17 protein-coding genes are annotated in these 18,489 nt (G+C 62.5%); 1 reads left to right on the top strand and 16 read right to left on the bottom strand.

Features of this window, described 5'->3' with window-relative positions; translation table 11 throughout:
• Positions 1-46: 46 nt before the first annotated feature.
• The 14 genes from JMY24_RS04075 to ndk form a co-directional block, all read right to left on the bottom strand.
• Positions 47-1,198 carry an ATP phosphoribosyltransferase regulatory subunit gene (locus tag JMY24_RS04075; protein WP_128595384.1) on the bottom strand — a complete coding sequence of 384 codons (1,152 nt, stop codon included), beginning with the start codon at positions 1,196-1,198 and terminating at the stop codon, positions 47-49.
• Between the two features lie 228 nt (positions 1,199-1,426).
• Positions 1,427-1,618, bottom strand: a complete 192-nt coding sequence (locus tag JMY24_RS04070; protein ID WP_020065549.1) for a DUF2065 domain-containing protein — start codon at positions 1,616-1,618, stop codon at positions 1,427-1,429.
• Positions 1,619-1,660: 42 nt separating this feature from the next.
• The gene (gene hflC, locus JMY24_RS04065) at positions 1,661-2,566 is read right to left on the bottom strand and encodes a protease modulator HflC (protein ID WP_128595385.1); all 906 of its coding nucleotides are present in this window, start codon (positions 2,564-2,566) and stop codon (positions 1,661-1,663) included.
• Positions 2,567-2,578: 12 nt separating this feature from the next.
• Entirely contained in the window at positions 2,579-3,973 is a 1,395-nt protein-coding gene (gene hflK, locus JMY24_RS04060) for an FtsH protease activity modulator HflK (RefSeq protein WP_201701419.1), read from the bottom strand.
• Positions 3,974-4,020: 47 nt separating this feature from the next.
• Positions 4,021-5,193: a GTPase HflX gene (gene hflX, locus JMY24_RS04055; protein ID WP_128595387.1), complete on the bottom strand. Its 1,173-nt coding sequence runs from the start codon at positions 5,191-5,193 to the stop codon at positions 4,021-4,023.
• A 73-nt stretch (positions 5,194-5,266) separates the two neighbouring features.
• Positions 5,267-5,503, bottom strand: coding sequence for an RNA chaperone Hfq (gene hfq, locus JMY24_RS04050; protein WP_006051315.1), 237 nt, complete (start codon positions 5,501-5,503; stop codon positions 5,267-5,269).
• A gap of 143 nt (positions 5,504-5,646) precedes the next feature.
• Positions 5,647-6,984, bottom strand: coding sequence for a ribosome biogenesis GTPase Der (der, locus tag JMY24_RS04045; protein WP_128595388.1), 1,338 nt, complete (start codon positions 6,982-6,984; stop codon positions 5,647-5,649).
• 605 nt (positions 6,985-7,589) lie between these two features.
• Positions 7,590-8,735, bottom strand: a complete 1,146-nt coding sequence (bamB, locus tag JMY24_RS04040; RefSeq protein WP_128595389.1) for an outer membrane protein assembly factor BamB — start codon at positions 8,733-8,735, stop codon at positions 7,590-7,592.
• Positions 8,736-8,811: 76 nt separating this feature from the next.
• Positions 8,812-9,441 (bottom strand): YfgM family protein, encoded by a 630-nt coding sequence (locus JMY24_RS04035; RefSeq protein ID WP_128589056.1) that lies wholly within the window; start codon positions 9,439-9,441, stop codon positions 8,812-8,814.
• A gap of 78 nt (positions 9,442-9,519) precedes the next feature.
• The gene (gene hisS, locus JMY24_RS04030; protein WP_201701418.1) at positions 9,520-10,860 is read right to left on the bottom strand and encodes a histidine--tRNA ligase; all 1,341 of its coding nucleotides are present in this window, start codon (positions 10,858-10,860) and stop codon (positions 9,520-9,522) included.
• A 20-nt stretch (positions 10,861-10,880) separates the two neighbouring features.
• On the bottom strand, positions 10,881-12,197 hold the full coding sequence (gene ispG / locus JMY24_RS04025) for a flavodoxin-dependent (E)-4-hydroxy-3-methylbut-2-enyl-diphosphate synthase (RefSeq protein WP_128589058.1): 1,317 nt from the start codon (positions 12,195-12,197) through the stop codon (positions 10,881-10,883).
• 86 nt (positions 12,198-12,283) lie between these two features.
• Positions 12,284-13,369, bottom strand: a complete 1,086-nt coding sequence (locus JMY24_RS04020; RefSeq protein ID WP_201701417.1) for a helix-turn-helix domain-containing protein — start codon at positions 13,367-13,369, stop codon at positions 12,284-12,286.
• A gap of 217 nt (positions 13,370-13,586) precedes the next feature.
• A complete protein-coding gene (gene rlmN / locus JMY24_RS04015; protein ID WP_128595391.1) occupies positions 13,587-14,738 on the bottom strand; it encodes a dual-specificity RNA methyltransferase RlmN in 1,152 nt (383 codons plus the stop codon).
• A 160-nt stretch (positions 14,739-14,898) separates the two neighbouring features.
• Positions 14,899-15,324 carry a nucleoside-diphosphate kinase gene (gene ndk, locus JMY24_RS04010; protein WP_006051306.1) on the bottom strand — a complete coding sequence of 142 codons (426 nt, stop codon included), beginning with the start codon at positions 15,322-15,324 and terminating at the stop codon, positions 14,899-14,901.
• Between the two features lie 319 nt (positions 15,325-15,643).
• On the opposite strand from ndk, the gene JMY24_RS04005 reads away from it, so the two are divergent.
• Positions 15,644-16,342: a Bax inhibitor-1/YccA family protein gene (locus JMY24_RS04005; protein ID WP_020065536.1), complete on the top strand. Its 699-nt coding sequence runs from the start codon at positions 15,644-15,646 to the stop codon at positions 16,340-16,342.
• Between the two features lie 117 nt (positions 16,343-16,459).
• Here JMY24_RS04005 and JMY24_RS04000 read toward each other — a convergent pair whose 3' ends face one another.
• A complete protein-coding gene (locus tag JMY24_RS04000; RefSeq protein ID WP_128595392.1) occupies positions 16,460-17,233 on the bottom strand; it encodes an MBL fold metallo-hydrolase in 774 nt (257 codons plus the stop codon).
• 6 nt (positions 17,234-17,239) lie between these two features.
• Entirely contained in the window at positions 17,240-18,379 is a 1,140-nt protein-coding gene (gene bamC / locus JMY24_RS03995) for an outer membrane protein assembly factor BamC (RefSeq protein ID WP_128595393.1), read from the bottom strand.
• Positions 18,380-18,489 lie beyond the last annotated feature (110 nt).

The following is an 18,489-nucleotide window of genomic DNA, read 5'->3' as shown; positions in this document are numbered from 1 at the left end:
GTATCGGAACGGCCTCGGGAATCCGCTCAGGAACACAGGAACCCGCTCAGGAGCGCGGTTCAACCGTCCATGCGCCGTTGCGCTCGACCAACACGCGGTCGAACGCGAATTCATCCAGGTCGTGCTCGTGGCCAGGCAGCGCCTGAATCACCACTTCGCCGGCATCGCGCAATGCGGCGACGCTCACACGCAGCGCGTCGTCGTGCTGCCATGGCGCGAGGATCGCGCTGCTGCGCGCTTCGACCGGCGAGATGCGCGCCACTTCGCGCAGATCGAGCGAAAAGCCCGTTGCCGCCCGTGCCCGGCCATAAGCCTGCCCGACATGGTCGTAACGGCCGCCGCGCGCAACCGCATTCGGCACACCGTCCACGTATGCCGAGAACATGACGCCGCTGTGATACGCGTAGCCGCGTAGATCGGCGAGGTCGATCATCACTTCGGCGCCTTCCACCTGGCCCGCGAGGAATGCGAGGTCGTCGAGCGCGCGCGCGATAGCCGGCGCATTCGGCAAGCGGGCGCGCGCCTCTTCGAGCACTGAGGCGTCGCCGTAAAGCGAGGGTAGCGAGCGCAATGCATCGCGTTTCACGGCCGTGAGGTTGGCGGTCAATTCGACGAGCCGCGGTACGTCCTTGCCCGCCAGCGCGTCGTAGAGCGATTGCCCCAGCTCGGCGGCCGCCGGTTCCGCTTCGATCAATGCGGCGAGCACGCCCGCGTGGCACAGGTCCAGACGCACCTTGGCCAGCCCCGCGAGACGCAGCGCATCGAGCATCAGCTGCTGGATTTCCAGATCGGCTTCAAGGCCCGCATGACCGTAGATTTCGGCGCCGATCTGAATCTGCTCGCGCGTCGCGTGCAGGCCGCGTGGCCGCGTGTGCGCGACATTTCCGGCGTAGCAAAGACGCGTCACGCCCTGGCGATTCAGCAGGTGCGCGTCGATACGCGCGACTTGCGGCGTGATGTCGGCGCGCAGGCCGAGCGTGCGTCCGGACAACTGATCGACCAGCTTGAAGGTGCGCAGATTCAGATCGTGGCCGCCACCCGTCAGAAGCGACTCGATGTATTCGAGCATAGGCGGCATGACCATCTCGTAGCCGTACGAGCGGAAACGGTCCAGCAAATGGCGCCGCAATTCTTCGATCTTGCGGGCTTCCGACGGCAGCACGTCGGCAATGTTCTCGGGAAGTAACCAGGTCGACATCGATACAGTCCTACGACGTTGAACACGGCGGCTGAGTGCGCCGGTAAATGAATGTGGTTGGCGGGCCAGGGCTCGATTCTGGCGAGTTCGGCGACTTCGCGACATGCCCGGCTTGCGTGAGACCGACAGCGCGCGCTCCGGCGCGGGCCTCCGCCACGCAAGCGAGCGACCTTGCTCACACCTGAAGTCGCGCCGCGCGCGGCATCGCGCGCCAGCCGGCCCGCTGCCTCAGGTCACGAAAAACAGCAGAATCAGCCCGAGCAGCATCACGATCAGCCCGCCGACACGAATCTGATGCGCGGGTCGTTCCGCTATTCTACGGAACGTGTCGCGCCAGGCGCTCGGAAAAACGAACGGGAACATCCCCTCGATAATCAGCATCAACGCGATCGCGAGCAGTAACGAGCCGACTATATCCATGCGAAAGAAGGGGCCGCGATGCGAATGCCGCGGCGTTCCGAATTATTGGTGTTTGCGCGGGGCCGCGGAAGCGTCCGGGGCGGCGCCGCCGGTCGAACTACGCATGAAGCGGAAGAACTCGTTGCTCGGATCGACCACGATCACGTCGCCTGGCTTGAAGGTCTTCCGGTACGCCTGCATGCTTTGGTAGAACTGATAGAACTCCGGGTCGCTGCCGTACGCTTGCGCGGCAATCTCGGCTGCGTTTGCGTCGCCCTCGCCCTTGATGGTTTGCGCCTGGCGGTAGCCGTCCGCGAGAATCGCCTGCTGCTGGGCAACGGCGTCCGCCCGGATCTTGTCGGCTTCGGCGGCGCCCTTCGCGCGCTCGTCGGCCGCGATCTGCTCGCGTTCGGCGATCATCCGCTTGTAGACCGAGTCAGCCATGGCGGCCGGAACATCGACCCGCGTCAACTGGACGTCCACGACCGACACGCCCAGCGACGCCGCGGTCTTTGCCATCGCGGCGCGGGCTTCGTCGGCGAGTGCCTGCTGTTTGGCCAATGCATCGGACAACGTGTACTTGCCGAACGCGTCGCCGAGCGCACTGCGTGCAACGAGCGCGATGCGGTCCGGCAGGCTCTGCACGTCACCCTTCGTTTCGGCCAGCAGTTTCAGCGGATCGGTCACGCGATATTTGACGACAGGGTTCGCCAGCAGATCGTTCTTGTCGGAAGTCACGTAGCGGTCTTCGTCCGGCGAGTCGAGCGACTGGATGCGGTTATCGACCAGCGTCACGGTTTGCAACGGCGGAGGCAACTTCACGTGCAAGCCAGGACCGAGCAAGGTAGGAGCGGCGTCGCCACGCGGCGACAACACTGCCATATGCCGCTGGTCGACAACGAATACCATCGACGAAGCGGCAAACAGCACGATGACAACTGCAATGACGAGCGCAATGATCTTGTTCATGATGTGCGCCCCTTATTGAACGTCGTCTTCGCGCGTACGGCTGCGGAAGGAGTCGCGTGAACGTAGCGCGTCGCTACTGGCCGCCGCGCGGCTGGCGGGTGTGGCGGCTGCGGCAGACGCAGACACTGCAGGCGCTGCCGCCGGCGATCCGCCTGCGGCCGGTGCACTGGAATTCGCTGCTTGCGGCGCGCTGCCGGCAGCGCCGCCCGATGCCGCCGTGGCGGCTGCGCCAGCATCGGCCACGCGCTGACGAGTCTGCTCGACCAGTTTGTCGAGCGGCAGATACAGCACATTGTTGCCGCTCTTGCTGTCCACAAATACCTTCGTCGTATTCGAATAGATCTGCTGCATGGTTTCCAGATACATGCGCTCGCGAATCACGGCGGGCGCTTTCGAGTACTGCGCATAAACCTGCTTGAAGCGCTCGGCGTCGCCTTGCGCCTCAGCCACCGTTTTGTCGCTGTAGGTTTTTGCGTCGTCGACCTGGCGCGCCACATCGGCTTGCGCGCGCGGCAGCAGTTCCGCGGCATACGCCTGCGCGTCGCGCTTCGCACGCTCGTTCTCCTGACGGACCTTGGCTGCGTCGTCGAACGCGGCCTGCACCTTGTCGGGAACCTGCACGCCCTGGATCGTCACACCGGTCACGGCGAGGCCGGACTGATATTCATCGAGCGATTGCTGGATAGCCGCCATTAACTGCTGACGGATTACTTCGCGATCCTGACCAAGAATTTCATCTGTGCTGCGTGCGCCGACGATGCCGCGCACCGCCGCCTGCGCGGCCTGCATCACGCCCTGGTCGGGATCGACGCTGCGAAAGAGGTAATCGGTCGGCCTGCGAATCTGGTACTGCACCGCAAAGCGCACGTCGACGATATCCGCGTCGTGCGTGAGCATGGACGCGTCTTTGACGTTCGCAAGACGCACCACGTTATTGCGGCCGATTTCCACCTGGCGAACCTGGCCGATATTGACGAGCTCATGAGCTTCGAACGGATATGGCAGGCGCCAGTGCACGCCTTGCCCTGCCGTATAGCGATACTTGCCGAACTGCATCACAACGCCGGCCTGGCCGTCTTGCACCACGAACACGCCGCTGCCGAGATAGATCGCGATCAGCACGCCAATTACGATGCCCACGCCGATGCGTGCGCCACGACCGTTGTCGGGACGCCCACCGCCGACACCGCCGCCCTTGCGGCCGAACATCCGGCTCAGACGGCGGTTGAAATCCCGCCACATCTCGTCGAGATCGGGCGGACCTTCACCTTCCTTGGTCTGTGGGCGCTTGGGCTCACCCGGCCGCTGGCGCTCGCCATTGCCGTCGCCACGGCCCCAGCGCGGATCGTTCAGTGAAAGCATGGCGCGCATGCGCAGCCAGATACTCCGCTCGTTGTAATCGTTCACCTGTGTTCGTTCACCAGAGTAGACAGCGGGTATGCAATTGGAACGGGTCAGTGCCCGAGTTCTGAGACCTTGCGGTCGTCGCGCGGTGCCGCCGACCGGTCTTCTTCCGAGGAGTCGTGCGGCGTGTCGGACAGAGCTTCGGCAGTAGCGATCTCAGCGATGGCCGCGCGCAATGTGTCCAGCCCCTGCCCCGTGCGCGCGCTCAAAAAGACGCGCGAAATATTACCATACTCCTCCCGCTCGACCGCGTCCCCACGGGCCGCCAACTCCGGCACCGCGTCGATCTTGTTGAACACCAGCACCTGCCGGATCGTGTCCGCACCGATCGCATGCAACACCTCGTTCACCTGGTCGATCTGATCGAGACGCACCGCACTCGACGCGTCGACGACATGCAGCAGCAGATCGGCGTGGATCGTTTCCTCGAGCGTGGCGCGAAACGCGGCAACCAGTTGGTGGGGCAGTTCGCGAATGAAGCCGACCGTGTCCGACACCACCACCTGCCCCGCTTCGTCCCCGAGATAAACGCGACGGGAGGTCGTGTCGAGCGTAGCGAACAACTGGTCGGCCGCATACGCCTGCGCCTTCGTGAGCGCATTGAAGAGCGTGGACTTGCCCGCGTTCGTATAGCCGACCAGCGACACCGACATGGTCTGATTGCGCGAGCGCTGACGACGCTGCGTGCCATGCTGACGGCGCAGCTTTTCGAGCCGCGTCTTGAGCGCCTTGATGCGCTCGCCGATCAGCCGGCGGTCGGTTTCGAGCTGCGTTTCGCCTGGACCGCGCAACCCGATACCGCCTTTTTGCCGCTCGAGGTGGGTCCATGCGCGGATTAGCCGCGTCGACAGATACTGCAATTGCGCGAGTTCCACCTGCAGCTTGCCTTCATGACTGCGGGCGCGTTGCGCAAAAATATCGAGGATGAGACTAGTGCGGTCGACCACGCGCCGATTAAGCGCTTGCTCCAGATTGCGCTGCTGGGCAGGCGCAAGAGCGTGGTTGAAGATGACGAGTTCGATGTCGTTCGCCTCACACGCGAGACGCAGTTCTTCGGCCTTGCCGCTGCCGACGAACATCTTCGCGTCGGGACTGGCCCGGCGCCCGGTGAGGGTGACTAGAGGATTCGCGCCCGCGCTTTGCGCGAGCAGGCTGAGTTCTTCGAGACTGGCTTCGAAATCGATCTTACCGAAGTCGATGCCGACAAGCGCTGCATTGATCAAATTGGAGGGTATCAAAATGAGGCGGCCGGAGGTGATCGCCAACGGGCGACGCTACGCCGGCCGCGACGGGGGTTTAGGACTGTTCAGAATCCGGGTGGAAATTCACCGGACGGGCTGGCACGACAGTCGAGATTGCGTGCTTGTAGACCATCTGGGTGACCGTATTCCGGAGCAACACGACATACTGGTCGAACGATTCAATGTTCCCTTGAAGCTTGATGCCGTTGACCAGGTAGATCGACACCGGCACATGCTCTTTACGCAGTGCGTTCAAAAACGGGTCTTGTAACAATTGCCCTTTGTTGCTCATAGCAAACTCCGTATTTTTTTGCAGGTTGACTAAATTGACGACGGAAGAAAAAGGTATCCGCCGTCAACCGCTACACTATAGCTGATTTTCGTTTTCGCGCGGGCACCCTGCCTAAGCGGCCAAACCCAACGCACATGCGGGTTTCAGCCTTTGTCCGCGTAAGGGTTCGTCGACGATCTGAACTCTATTCGCAATGGAGTCCCGGTCAGCTTGAAAGTTTCGCGGAAGCGGTTTTCAAGGTAGCGTTTGTACGTTTCGGTGATCGCGTCGAGTGCGTTGCCATGAATCACAATGATCGGCGGATTCTGTCCGCCCTGGTGCGCGTAGCGCAATTTCGGCCGCACCGGACCACGGCGGCGCGGCTGCTGGAATTCCACTGCATCGATCAGCGCGCGCGTGAGCTTCGGCGTCGGCAGCTTGGCCATTGCCGCTGAATACGCGTCGTCCACCGATCGCATCAGCGGACCAATACCCGTCTTTTCCGCCGCAGAAATGAAATGGAACTTGGCGAAGTCGAGGAATTTTAGTTTGCGTTCGAGATCCGCCTTGGTGCGCTCGCGCACATGCGAGTCAAGCCCGTCCCACTTGTTCACGCCCACCACCAGCGCACGGCCTTGCTCCACCACGAAGCCGGCGATATGCGCGTCCTGCTCCGAAATGTCCTGGCGCGCGTCGAGCAGCAGAATCACGACATTCGCGTCCGAAATCGACTGCAGCGTTTTCACGACCGAGAACTTCTCGATCGCTTCGAACACCTTGCCGCGGCGGCGCAAGCCAGCCGTATCGATCAGCGTGTACGGCTTGCCCTGGCGTTCGAAGTCGACGTAGATCGAATCGCGCGTGGTGCCCGGCATATCGAACGCGATCACGCGCTCTTCGCCGACCAGTGCGTTGATCAACGTCGACTTGCCGACGTTCGGGCGGCCGACGATCGCGATCTTCACGCCGCGCGCTTCTTTCTCGTCGTCGCTTTCCTCGGGCTGACCGGCGTATGCGACGCCGAGCGCCTCATTGATCATCTCCGTGACGCCGTCGCCGTGCGCCGCCGAAATCGCGCGCGGATCGCCGAGACCGAGTTCGTAGAAGTCGGCGGCGACCGTGCTGTACTTCATCCCCTCGGCCTTGTTGACGACGAGGAAGATCGGCCGGCCGGTCTTGCGCAAGTAGTCGGCAATCGCCTTGTCTTGCGGCGCAAGGCCATTGCGACCGTCGACGATGAACACGACGATGTCCGACTCTTCCACCGCCTGGCGCGTCTGGCGCGCCATCTCATGGAGGATGCCGTCTTTCGCGACGGGCTCGAAACCGCCGGTATCGACGACCAGATACGGCCGCTCCCCGGTACGCCCCTCGCCGTAGTGGCGATCGCGTGTGAGGCCGGGCAAATCGGCGACGAGCGCATCACGCGAACGCGTGAGACGATTGAAGAGCGTGGATTTCCCCACATTGGGGCGCCCTACGAGGGCAATAACGGGTTTCATCAGATGTTGTTCACGGTGAAACGCGGATCGGAATCGACCGTCCGCATTGCGACGCCATTGCGCCGCTAGACGGCAGCGTTTGACGAAAATTATCACGAATTCGGCCAGCCCCGGATGCGCTGTCCATATGCGCGCCGAGGCGGACGGGGGTTTGACTGTATGCGCAGCGCGGCGAGGCTACGAGGCTTCATTTTGCTGCGGGGCGGTTCGCTCGTGAGTTGCGCTGCCCGTCTGGCAATGTCGAAAGGCGGTGCCGCAAGCGGCGAACAAGCCACACTGGTCGTTTCTGTTGGCCCTTGTGTGCGTCGCCTCTATGCGCTGCCGTTGGCCGCCGCTCTTCTCTACGGCCCTCGCTAGCTGGCTTTCTCAGCTGCATTTGTCGGCCGCTTTCGTTGGCCGCTTTCGTTGGCCGTTTTACTTAGCCGTTTTGGTCGGGCCGCCGACCCAGCCAGTGCGACGGAATTCCATTTCCATACTTACTTTGCGACGCTGCCTGCGGGACGACACGTGTTCCGCAGAACGCATAGAACACGGCAACTGCATCCGCCGCGAAAAAGCGCGCGGCCGGCAAAGCCGGCCTGCCCGCTTGACGGCGTTCGCTCAAATCAGCGCGGACGATAACCGTACAGGTCGCCGTCGCGCGTTTGCACGACGAGCGTCTCGCCGGCCAGCACCGGCGCTGCCGAAATCGCGCTGCCGTCGGTCTTCATGCGTGCGACCAGCGTGCCGTCGTCGCGCGACAAGAAGTGCACATAACCCTGATAGTCGCCCAGCACAGCCGCACGACCGAGGATGAACGGCACGCCCAGTTCGCGATTCTTAAGCTTGTCGTTCTTCCACAGCTGCGTGCCATTGGTGACGTCGAACGCGGATACAACCGACCAGTCGTCCGCCGCGACGACCGCGCGGTCGTCCTGCGCAAGACCGCTCGCGCTCGAGAACGCCTTTTCCCACAACGCACGGCCGGAGTTCGCATCGAAACAGCCGATCTGCCCTTGGAACGTCACCGCGCAGGTTTCCGAACCGACCAGCGTGGGCGGCCCGGTCACGTCGTTGATGCGCTCGACTTCGGTCACGCCCTTCGGATAGGAGACCGGCGTTTGCCAGTAATTCTCGCCCGTCTGCAGATTGATCGCGGCAAATGCGCCGCCAGGGAACCCGGCCAGCACAGCCGCGTCGCCCGCGAAAGTCATACCAGAGGACACGCGCAGGTTCAGCGGCACCGCGCGGTTGCGATAGTTCCACTTCTGCTCGCCGGTTTGCGCATTGAATGCGACGATCTGTCCGTCCACAGTACGCACGACCACGAGACCGTTGCCGACGAGCGGCGGCGAAATGATTTCGCCCGGTGCCTTGGCCGTCCACAATTGCTTGCCGTCCGCGCCGAGCACATAGACGTCGCCCTTCAGGCCGCCGACAGCCGCCAGCGTGCCGTCGCTGCCGACACCCGCGGAAATGTCGTCGTGCAGCTTGACTCGCCAGATGTCCTTGCCGGTTTGTGCGTCGATCTTCGCAACCGAGCCGTTTTGGCCGGCCGCATACACGGCGTCGCCGACCGCAACGGGCGAGAACAGATAACGGCCTGCCTTACCGACGCTCGTCTTCCAGGCTTGCTGCACGTCGAGCACGGGTTTGAACTCGGTGAGCGGCGTCGGCACGCGGCGCTCGTCTTTCGTGGATGAGCATGCCGCGAGAGCGAGGACGGTCATCGCACAGACAACGGGCACAGCGTAACGTTTCAGCAGATTCATCGGTGGACGAAGCATTCAGGAAATAGGTTAAAGAAAGACCGGTTGGTCGTTGCACGCGGTGCACCGCACCCGGCGCTTAGCCGCCCAGCGCGTCCAGCTTGAACTGGATCAACTGGCGTGCGGAGCTGTCATTCTTCGACAGCGATTCCAGCGCGAGCTTGTAGGCCGCGCGCGCGTCGTCACGCTTGCCCTGAGCGGCGAGCAGATCGCCGCGGCCGTTCGCGACGATGCCTTTGAACGCATCGGACTGCGGCTCGGCGAGCAGTGCGAGACCCTGGTCGTAAGCCTTTTCGTCGAGCAGAAGCGAAGCAAGCCGCAGCTTGGCGATCTGCTTGAACTCGTCGTCCTTCGCGTGATCGATGGTCCATTGCAACTGGGCTTTTGCCGCGGCTTCGTCGCCTGCGGCATAGAGCGCCTTGGCGGCGCCAAGCGCGGTCATTTGCGCATAGGCCGTGCGGCTGAACTTGTCTTCCATGTCAGCGGCGACGCGCGTGATCTTCGCCTTGTCGCCCGATGCCACGGCCTGCTGCACCTGGTCATACAACACGGCGGCTTCCGCCGCCTGACGCCGCTGCCAGAAATTCCAGCCGTTCCAGCCTGCCGACGCGACCAGCGCCACCAGCACGATCCATGTGGTTGCGTTACCCCATTGCGCCCACCAAGTCTTCAGACCTTCAATCGATTCTTGTTCGTCGTGGTAACTCATTGCCCGGCGATTTCCTCTTTCTTGCTACGTGTGCGTGTCGAGCCTGATCGGTCACCAACCGGCTCGACGACATCGCGATCAGTCGTCGCCATCTTCGGCGGTTGCAACCATCGCATTGATTAGAAATTCGGTCAAGTCTTCGGCGGGCACGTTGTGTTGCTCGTTTTTACCGCCGCTGGCACTTGTATCTCGCAGCGGTTTGACCCCGACGGTACCGTTCGCGATTTCATCTTCGCCCATCACTACCGCGAACGCGGCGCCGCTTGCGTCGGCGCGCTTCATCTGCGATTTGAAGCTAGCCGACTGGCCGTCGGCGCTGCAATGCAGGATCACGTCGAGGCCGGTGTCGCGCAGCCGCTCGGCGATGATGAAGGCCTGCTCGCGTGCGGCGTCGCCCTGATGGACAACGTAGACGTCGCAACCTTCGTCTTCAGGCACGAGCTGATCTTCCTTCAGCAACTCGAGAATTCGCTCGATGCCCATTGCCCAACCGCAAGCCGCCGTGGGCTTGCCGCCCAGCTGCTCGATCAGCGGATCGTAACGGCCGCCCGCCGCGACCGTGCCTTGCGCACCCAGCTTGTCGGTCACCCATTCGAACACGGTCAGATTGTAATAATCGAGACCGCGCACGAGACGCGGATTGATCTTGAACGGAATGTTGTTCGCTTTGAGAATGCGCTGCAAACCTTCGAAATGCGCGCGCGATTCCTCGCCGAGGAAATCGATCAGCTTTGGCGCGTTCTGCGCGACTTCCTGCAGCGCCGGATTCTTCGTGTCGAGCACGCGCAGCGGGTTCGTGTAGAGACGGCGCTTTGCGTCTTCGTCGAGCACGTCCATGTGCTTTTCGAGGTATGCGATCAGTTCGACGCGATGCGCCGCGCGTTCTTCCGCAAGACCGAGCGAATTGATTTCGAGCTTGATGCCGGTCAAGCCCAGGTCGTCCCACAAGCGCTGGCACATCATGATGATTTCAGCGTCCGCGTCCGGACCGGCAAAGCCCAACGCTTCCACGCCGACCTGATGGAACTGGCGATAACGACCGCGCTGCGGACGCTCGTGACGGAACATCGGGCCGATGTACCACAGGCGCTTCGGGCCGTCGTACAACATGTTGTGCTCGATCGCCGCGCGCACCACCGCCGCCGTATTTTCCGGGCGCATGGTCAGGTTTTCACCGTTCAACGCGTCGGTAAAGCTGTACATCTCTTTCTCGACGATGTCGGTCACCTCACCGATACCGCGCGTGAACAGCTGCGTGTGTTCGACGATCGGCGTACGAATATTCTGGTATCCGTACGAACGCAGCATCGACTTGACGGTGGTTTCAAAAAATTCCCACAGCCCGGCGTCCTGCGGAAGGATGTCGTTCATTCCCTTCACGCCGGACAGCTTTTCGAGCTTTTTCTTCTGTTCAGTCATCTGTATTCGATAGCCGATGTTTAGTTGAGCGCCTCGGCGCGGCCGTAGCGGCGCTCGACGTAGTCACTCACGATTTGCTGGAATTCTTGCGCGATGTTCTCGCCACGCAGCGTCTTCACCTTCTCGCCGTCGATGAACACCGGTGCCGCCGGATTCTCGCCCGAACCAGGCAGGCTGATACCGATGTTCGCCTGCTTCGACTCGCCCGGACCATTGACGATGCAGCCCATCACCGCGACGTGCATCTTCTCGACGCCAGGATACTGATCACGCCACACCGGCATCTGCGTGCGCAGATACGTCTGGATTTGCGAGGCGAGTTCCTGGAACAGCGTACTCGTGGTGCGGCCACAGCCGGGGCATGCGATCACCATCGGCGTGAATGAGCGCAGGCCCATGGTCTGCAGAATTTCCTGCCCGACGATGACCTCGCCGGTACGCGACCCACCCGGCTCCGGCGTGAGCGAAATACGGATCGTGTCGCCGATGCCCTGCTGCAACAGCACCGACAGCGCCGCCGTGGACGCGACGATGCCCTTCGAGCCCATGCCCGCTTCCGTCAAGCCGAGGTGCAGCGCGAAATCGCAACGGCGCGCGAGTTCGCGGTACACCGCGATCAGGTCCTGCACGCCGCTCACCTTGCACGACAGAATGATCTGATTGCGCGCAAGACCGAGTTCAACCGCGCGCTCGGCAGAGCCGATCGCAGACTGGATCAGCGCTTCGTACATGACGCTTTGCGCTTCCCACGGCGTCGCGCGCGCAGCGTTTTCGTCCATCATTTTCGCGAGCAGGTCCTGGTCCAGACTGCCCCAGTTGACGCCGATACGCACCGGCTTGTCGTACTTCACCGCCGCTTCGATCATCTGCGCGAACTGGGTGTCGCGTTTCGCGCCGTGCCCAACGTTGCCGGGATTGATCCGGTACTTCGACAACGCCTCCGCGCATGCGGGGTAGTCGCGCAGCAGCAAGTGGCCGTTGTAGTGAAAATCGCCGACGAGCGGCACCGACACGCCCATGCGGTCGAGCTGCTCGCGCACCGCCGGCACGGCCGCGGCCGCCTCCGGCGTGTTGACCGTGATACGCACCAGTTCCGAGCCGGCTTGCGCCAGTTCCTTGATCTGGATGGCCGTGCCAATCGCGTCGGCGGTGTCCGTGTTCGTCATCGACTGGACGCGCACGGGCGCATCGCCCCCGATGGTGACGAGCTGGCCGCCCCAGCGGACGTCGACCGCATGCGACTTGCGCCGCGCAGCCTGGCCGCCGAACACCGGCTCGTTAGACACGATCTTGCTACTGGATTGGGATTGAGCTTCGGATTGCATCGAAAAACCCATTTACGCCACACGCGCCACACAAAAAACGTGACGCCTCAATTGAAAAAGCGCCGCGGTCCGGTTGGCCGCGGCGCACACCGTCTGTATCAAGGCAGCGCAAAGCGCGCCACATTGCCTTTCGCCGCCGCATATTTCGACGGATCAACCGGCTGGCCGTCTAGCGTCAACGACTCAAGACCGGCCTTGTTGCCAACCGTGACCTTGAAAGGCGCCTCGCCCGTCACTTCCTTCGTATCGCCCGCATGCACGAGGCCGGAGAATACTTCCTTACCGTCCTTGCCGCGCACACTGAACCAGCTGTCCTTGGTCACGCGCAGCGCAATGATTGCCGACCCCGCGACCGGCGCCGATGCTGTCGCCGCTGCCTTCGTTGATTCACCGGCGACCGCCGGAGCGTTCGCGGCAGGCGCCGCCGTGACGGGCGGCGCGGAAGCCGGCGCAGTATCGGCCGCAAGCGGCACGGGCATCGGCGTAGCCGACGCTGCATTCCGAACGCCAGCTTGCGCCTCGGACTCGGACGCAGCCTCTTGCGCAGTTGCCTCCGAACCAGTTGCCGGACCTTGCGCGACAGCGCCCGACGCACCTGTGGCGCCGCCGGCCCCGCCATTCGCGCTCGCCTTCAGGCGCGCGAGCCATGCCGTCGAATCGCCCCCATTGGTGTGCCACATGGCGAGCGAAATTACCGCGACGATCACCGCCGCCACGCCCCACAACCACGAGCGGCTTTTTTGCGCGCCGCCGCCAAGCGACAGAGACACGCGGCCGCGCGGCAAGTCCTTGCCCGAGGATGCGGGCATCGACAGATCCGGCGCAGCCACACCCTTCTCGCGGCGCAACGCCTGCGTGAACGGAGCAGGATCGGCGCCGAGCATCTTCGCGTAGCTGCGCACCACGCCGAGGGCGAAAGTGGTGTCCGGCAGGTGGCTGATGTCGCCCGATTCGAGCGCGCGCAGCTTGGCGGGTGCCACTTTCAGCCGGGCCGACACGTCTTCGATCGACCAGCCCTTCGATTCGCGCAGTTGCGTCAAGCGCGCGCCAACCGCCGCAAGCGAGTCCAGGCCCGGCTGCGCAACAGGCTGTACGACAGGCTGCACCGCCGCCCGCGTGGCAGATGCCGGGTGGCCTTCGTTCGTGTCTGTGTCCTGCGGCTGCGGGTGCTGCGGCTCACTCATCCCAAATCCTTTCGCGTCGATTCTTTTTTCACTCGTGCGACCGGACCGGTCCAAACTTCATGTCCGAATCGCAGACCGTTTATAACAAAATGCGCGGCCTCATGTGCCGCTTCCGATCGATTCTGCAAACTTTCTTTTCAATTGCCGGCGTACCAGGCGCTTTTGAGCATTGACGGGCGCCTCGCGCCCTAATACCCGCAGGTGCCGCCCTTCCGGCCTACACGGCGCGAACTTCGATGATCTTCGCTGCCTTCCCGGTGCGCTCAGCGAGCCGCGTGCGGTCTTTCACCGCACCGGCCAACTGACCGCAGGCAGCGTCGATATCATCGCCGCGTGTTTTACGCACCGTGGTGACGACGCCCGCGTCCATCAACACTTGTGCAAACCGCTTGATCTGTTCCTGCTTCGAGCGCACGAGGCCCGACTCGGGGAACGGATTGAACGGAATCAGATTGAACTTGCATGGGACGTCACGCGTGAGCGCCAGCAGTTCGCGCGCTTGCGCTTCGCTGTCGTTCACGCCGTCGAGCATGCAATATTCGAAGGTGATGAAATCGCGCGGCGCGACTTTCAGATAGCGCTGGCAAGCCGCCATCAATTCGCGCAGCGGGTATTTTTTGTTCAGCGGCACCAGCATGTCTCGCAGCGGATCGCTCGGCGCATGCAACGAAACAGCCAGCGCAACGGGCAGATCGGCGCCAAGCCGGTCCATCATGGGCACGACGCCCGAGGTCGACAGCGTGACGCGCCGGCGCGACAAGCCGTACGCGTTGTCGTCGAGCATCAGGCGCATGGCGGGCACGACCGCGTCGTAGTTCAGGAGCGGCTCGCCCATACCCATCATCACGACGTTCGTGACGACGCGCTCGCCTTTGCCGTCGCCGCCCGTGGCGCGACCGCCGTCCACACCACGCGACGCCCGCAGCGCGAACTCGGCCATGCGCAGCTGGCCGATGATCTCGCCGGTCGTGAGATTGCGGGAGAAACCCTGCTTGCCGGTCGAACAGAAGCGGCAGTTCACCGCGCACCCCGCTTGCGACGACACACAGAGCGTGCCGCGCGTTTCTTCCGGGATGAAAACGGTTTCGACTGCGTTGCTGTTGCCGACGTCGATCAGCCACTTACGTGTGCCGTCGGTCGAAATATGGTCGCTGACGATGCCCGGCATCGAAATCGTAGCGCGGCCTTTCAGCTTTTCGCGCAAGGACTTCGCGAGATCGGTCATGCCGTCGAAGTCTGCAGCGTTGTACTGGTGGATCCAGCGCTGCAATTGCTTGGCGCGAAACGGCTTCTCGCCCAGGCTGTCGCAATAGGCGACGAGCCCTTGGGCGTCGAGGTCGAGAAGGTTGACGGTGGAACTGCTCGTCATATCGAATCCTGCCATTTCAGTGCGAGACTGCGTTCATGCAACAAGCTGCATGAACGCAAAGCCGTTCGCGCCCATCCCTGCTGCTTTTACCTTACTACTTTGCCCAGCGATTCGTGTGACTAGACGAAACCGGCTGCACAACCGCCGGGGCAATCAAGCATTAGCGCGAGTAGACGTTCACTTGCGGGAAGAAAAATGCGATTTCAACTGCAGCCGTTTCAGCGGCGTCCGAACCGTGCACCGCGTTTGCGTCGATGCTGTCGGCGAAGTCGGCGCGGATCGTGCCCTTTTCGGCCTTCTTCGGGTCCGTTGCACCCATCAGGTCACGGTGCTTCAGGACGGCGTTTTCGCCTTCCAGCACCTGTACGACCACCGGGCCCGAAATCATGAACTCGACCAGGTCCTTGAAGAACGGACGTGCCGCGTGCACCGCGTAGAACTTCTCAGCGTCGGCGCGCGACAGATGAACCATGCGCGAAGCCACGATCTTCAGGCCAGCGTTTTCGAAACGGCTGTAGATCTGGCCGATCACGTTCTTGGCCACTGCGTCCGGCTTGATAATCGACAGGGTGCGTTCGATCGCCATAAAAACTCCAAAAAATTAAGAGGTTACAGATTCAAATGAATCCGCTATTGTAGCATGTTCCCGTGTATGATTGCGATTGAACCCTTACAGCATTGAAAGACTCCAAGCAGGAGTTTCTGAATACTGGTAGCGTAGTCCTCGTGGGCACTTTTTAATGCACTTGAAGTTGGTGATGGCATTGAAACTCCTCGCCACCGCACCGATCTTAGGAACGAGTACTTCGTGACGGGGGCGAAAAGCCTCCGGCACGGCCGCTGCAAGAGCGCTGGATAAACCGCTGATACCACTACGCAACACGCTTCTGACGTAAGGAGAGACCATGAACGATCATCCGTATAGCTTTGGCCGCACTGGCGCGGTCAGCACGGTGGAAACGCGTAACCGCGTGCTACGAAACACCTACTGGCTGCTCGCGCTGTCCATGATTCCGACAGTGCTCGGCGCGTGGGTGGGCCTCGCCACCGGGTTCTCGCTGTTCGCCGCTACAAGTCCCGCCATGAGCATGCTGGCGTTCTTCGCGATCGCCTTCGGCTTCATGTTCGCGATTGAGAAAACGAAAGAGAGCGCCGCCGGCGTGTTCGTGCTGCTCGGTTTCACGTTCTTCATGGGCTTGATGCTGTCGCGCATTCTTGGCTTCGTGCTGGGATTCTCCAACGGCCCGTCGCTGATCATGCTCGCCTTTGGTGGCACCGGTGTGATTTTCGCCTCCATGGCAACCATTGCCACCGTCAGCAAGCGCGACTTCTCCGGTCTCGGCAAGTGGCTCTTCATGGGTGTGATCGTGCTGCTGCTGGCGTCCGTCGCCAACGTGTTCCTGCACCTGCCGGCGCTGATGCTCACGGTTTCCGTCATGGCCATCGTGATTTTCTCGGCGTATATGCTCTTCGACGTCCAACGCGTCGTGAATGGCGGCGAGACGAACTACATCACGGCAGCGCTCGCGATCTATCTCGACCTTTACAACGTGTTCGTGAACCTGCTTGCGCTGCTCGGCATCTTCGGCGGCAACCGCAACTAAGTTCTACGCGTCGAACCCAGGCGCGGCGGCGCTCAGTCCCACCCGCCGCCGCGTCGTAGAAAAAGCCCATAACGATCGCTCGTTATGGGCTTTTCTCATTGGGTAATACGACAACGCTCACAGATCCAGCCACTCAAACCCTTCGGCCTGCGAAGCCACTACGACTTCAGTCGGCGCCGCGCCCAACACGCTTGCCATGGCAGCCTGCGCCAGTTCCGGCAGATTATTCTGCTGACTCAGGTGTGCGGCCACCAGGTGGCGCAGACGGGAGCGATCGAGCGAGGCCAGAATTTCGGCCGCGGCGTCGTTGTTCAAATGCCCGTGATTGCCGCCGATGCGCGCCTTCAGCGACTGCGGGTAGCGGCTGCCGGCTAGCATTCGCACGTCGTGATTGCATTCGAGCACCAGCGCGTCGCAACCACTCAAGACCGAACTGATATGCGGGGTGGACGTGCCCACATCCGTCAGCACGCCAAGGCGGCTCGCGCCATTTGAGAACACGTATTGCAACGGCTCGCGGGCGTCGTGAGGAACCGTGTACGGAAGAACGCTCAGGTCGCCGATCGCCACAGCCTCATCGCCCCACAGCACTTGCAGGTCAACATTGGCCTCGTCGGCACCCACCGCGCGGGCGGTGCCCCAGCTCATATACAGCGGAATCGACCACTTGCGCGCCAGCGTCAGCGCGCTGCCGATGTGGTCGCTGTGTTCGTGAGTGATCAGGATAGCGTCGAGATCTTCGGCGCTAGAGCCGAGCCGCGTCAGGCGCCGCTCGACTTCCTTGGCGGAAAAGCCGCAGTCGAGCAGCACGCGCGTGGTGGTCGCGCCGCTTTGCGCTTCCACCAGCAACGCGTTGCCTTCACTGCCGCTGCCAAGACTTGCGAATCGCACAGCCCGTTAGTTCAGTTGCGCGTGCAGGAGCGTCACGATGCGCTGCGCGTCGGATGAATTGTCGATCTGCCCGTTCGCGTCGAGCACCGCCACTTGCGTCACCGTGTCACCCTTCGGGCGCACGTTGACGAGAAACTCCTGTCCCGGCTTTTTCGAAGAATTGCCGCTGTAGAACAGCTTGCCGAGAAGCCCTTCTTTCTTCAGTTCCTGCATTGAATCGGCGTAGCGCACGTAGTAGATGCCCTTCGCGCGATCGCGGTTGTCGACGGTGAAATTCGTGCGGTCGAGCGCGAGGCCGACGCGCAGCCATGCACGGTCGAACGATTCCTGAAGATCCAGCGTGGACGTGCCTGCGCTCTTGTCGAGCGTAGCCGGTGCGGTAGCGGGGCGCGCCTCCGTCAGCAGCTGCTTCGACTGCGTTTCGGTCAGGCCGAATTTCTGCATCAGTTTCGTCAGAAACAGCGCTTCGAGCGCCGGATCGCGCGGACGCTCTTCCCAACGCGACGACGTCTTGTCCTGCCCCGTCAGCACTTCTTCCATTGCGCTGTGGGTGACGGAAATATCGGTAGTCTCCGACGGACCACGCGACACGAGCGTGCGGAAACTGTCGCGGGTGCCTGACGAATAAGCGAAGTCGATCACCTTGCCCACCGTACGGCGGAACCAGTCGTCTGGAATATTGGCGCGGTTTTCAGCCCAGTCGGTCACCATGATGCCGGTTGCCGGCGCGTCGGTTTTCAGCGCGAAGCCGTTCTCCTGCCAGAACTCCTGCAATTGCGGCCACAGTTGTTCCGGCGAGCGGCCGTCGACCACCAGCCAGCGGCGGTCGCCGTCGCGCTCGATGTGCATGCCATACGGGTCCTGCGCGGTCGGCTGGCCTTCCGTGGAATTGCCGGCAGCCGTAACCGCGCGCTTCGTGGCGCCGCCCAGCGCCAGATTGGCCGGAGGAGCGACGTAGCGCTGATCGGTCGGCGTGGTGGTCAGATCGCCGGGCACGGCGAGCGGGGGCGCACTGCCAGCGCCTTTGTAATTCACGCGATCGGAAGCGAACCAGTCGTTCAGGGTGTCACAGCCGGCGAGCGTCACCAGGGCAAGCGTCAGCGCCGCCATGCGGGTTGCGTGGAGGGAAAGTGCGGAACGTTTCATGAGGTCCTTCGTGATGCTGGAACGCGGTGCCTGGTTCTGTGTGCCGGGAACGTGGGCTGGATCGACGTCGGTTAAGGGAATGCCAGTGGACTGGGTGAGCGCCGAGGGTA

Source organism: Paraburkholderia kirstenboschensis, assembly GCF_904848585.1.
Classification (GTDB): domain Bacteria; phylum Pseudomonadota; class Gammaproteobacteria; order Burkholderiales; family Burkholderiaceae; genus Paraburkholderia; species Paraburkholderia kirstenboschensis.
The sequence above is the reverse complement of the archived record's forward strand: the minus strand, read 5'-3'. Positions and strand labels throughout refer to the sequence as shown.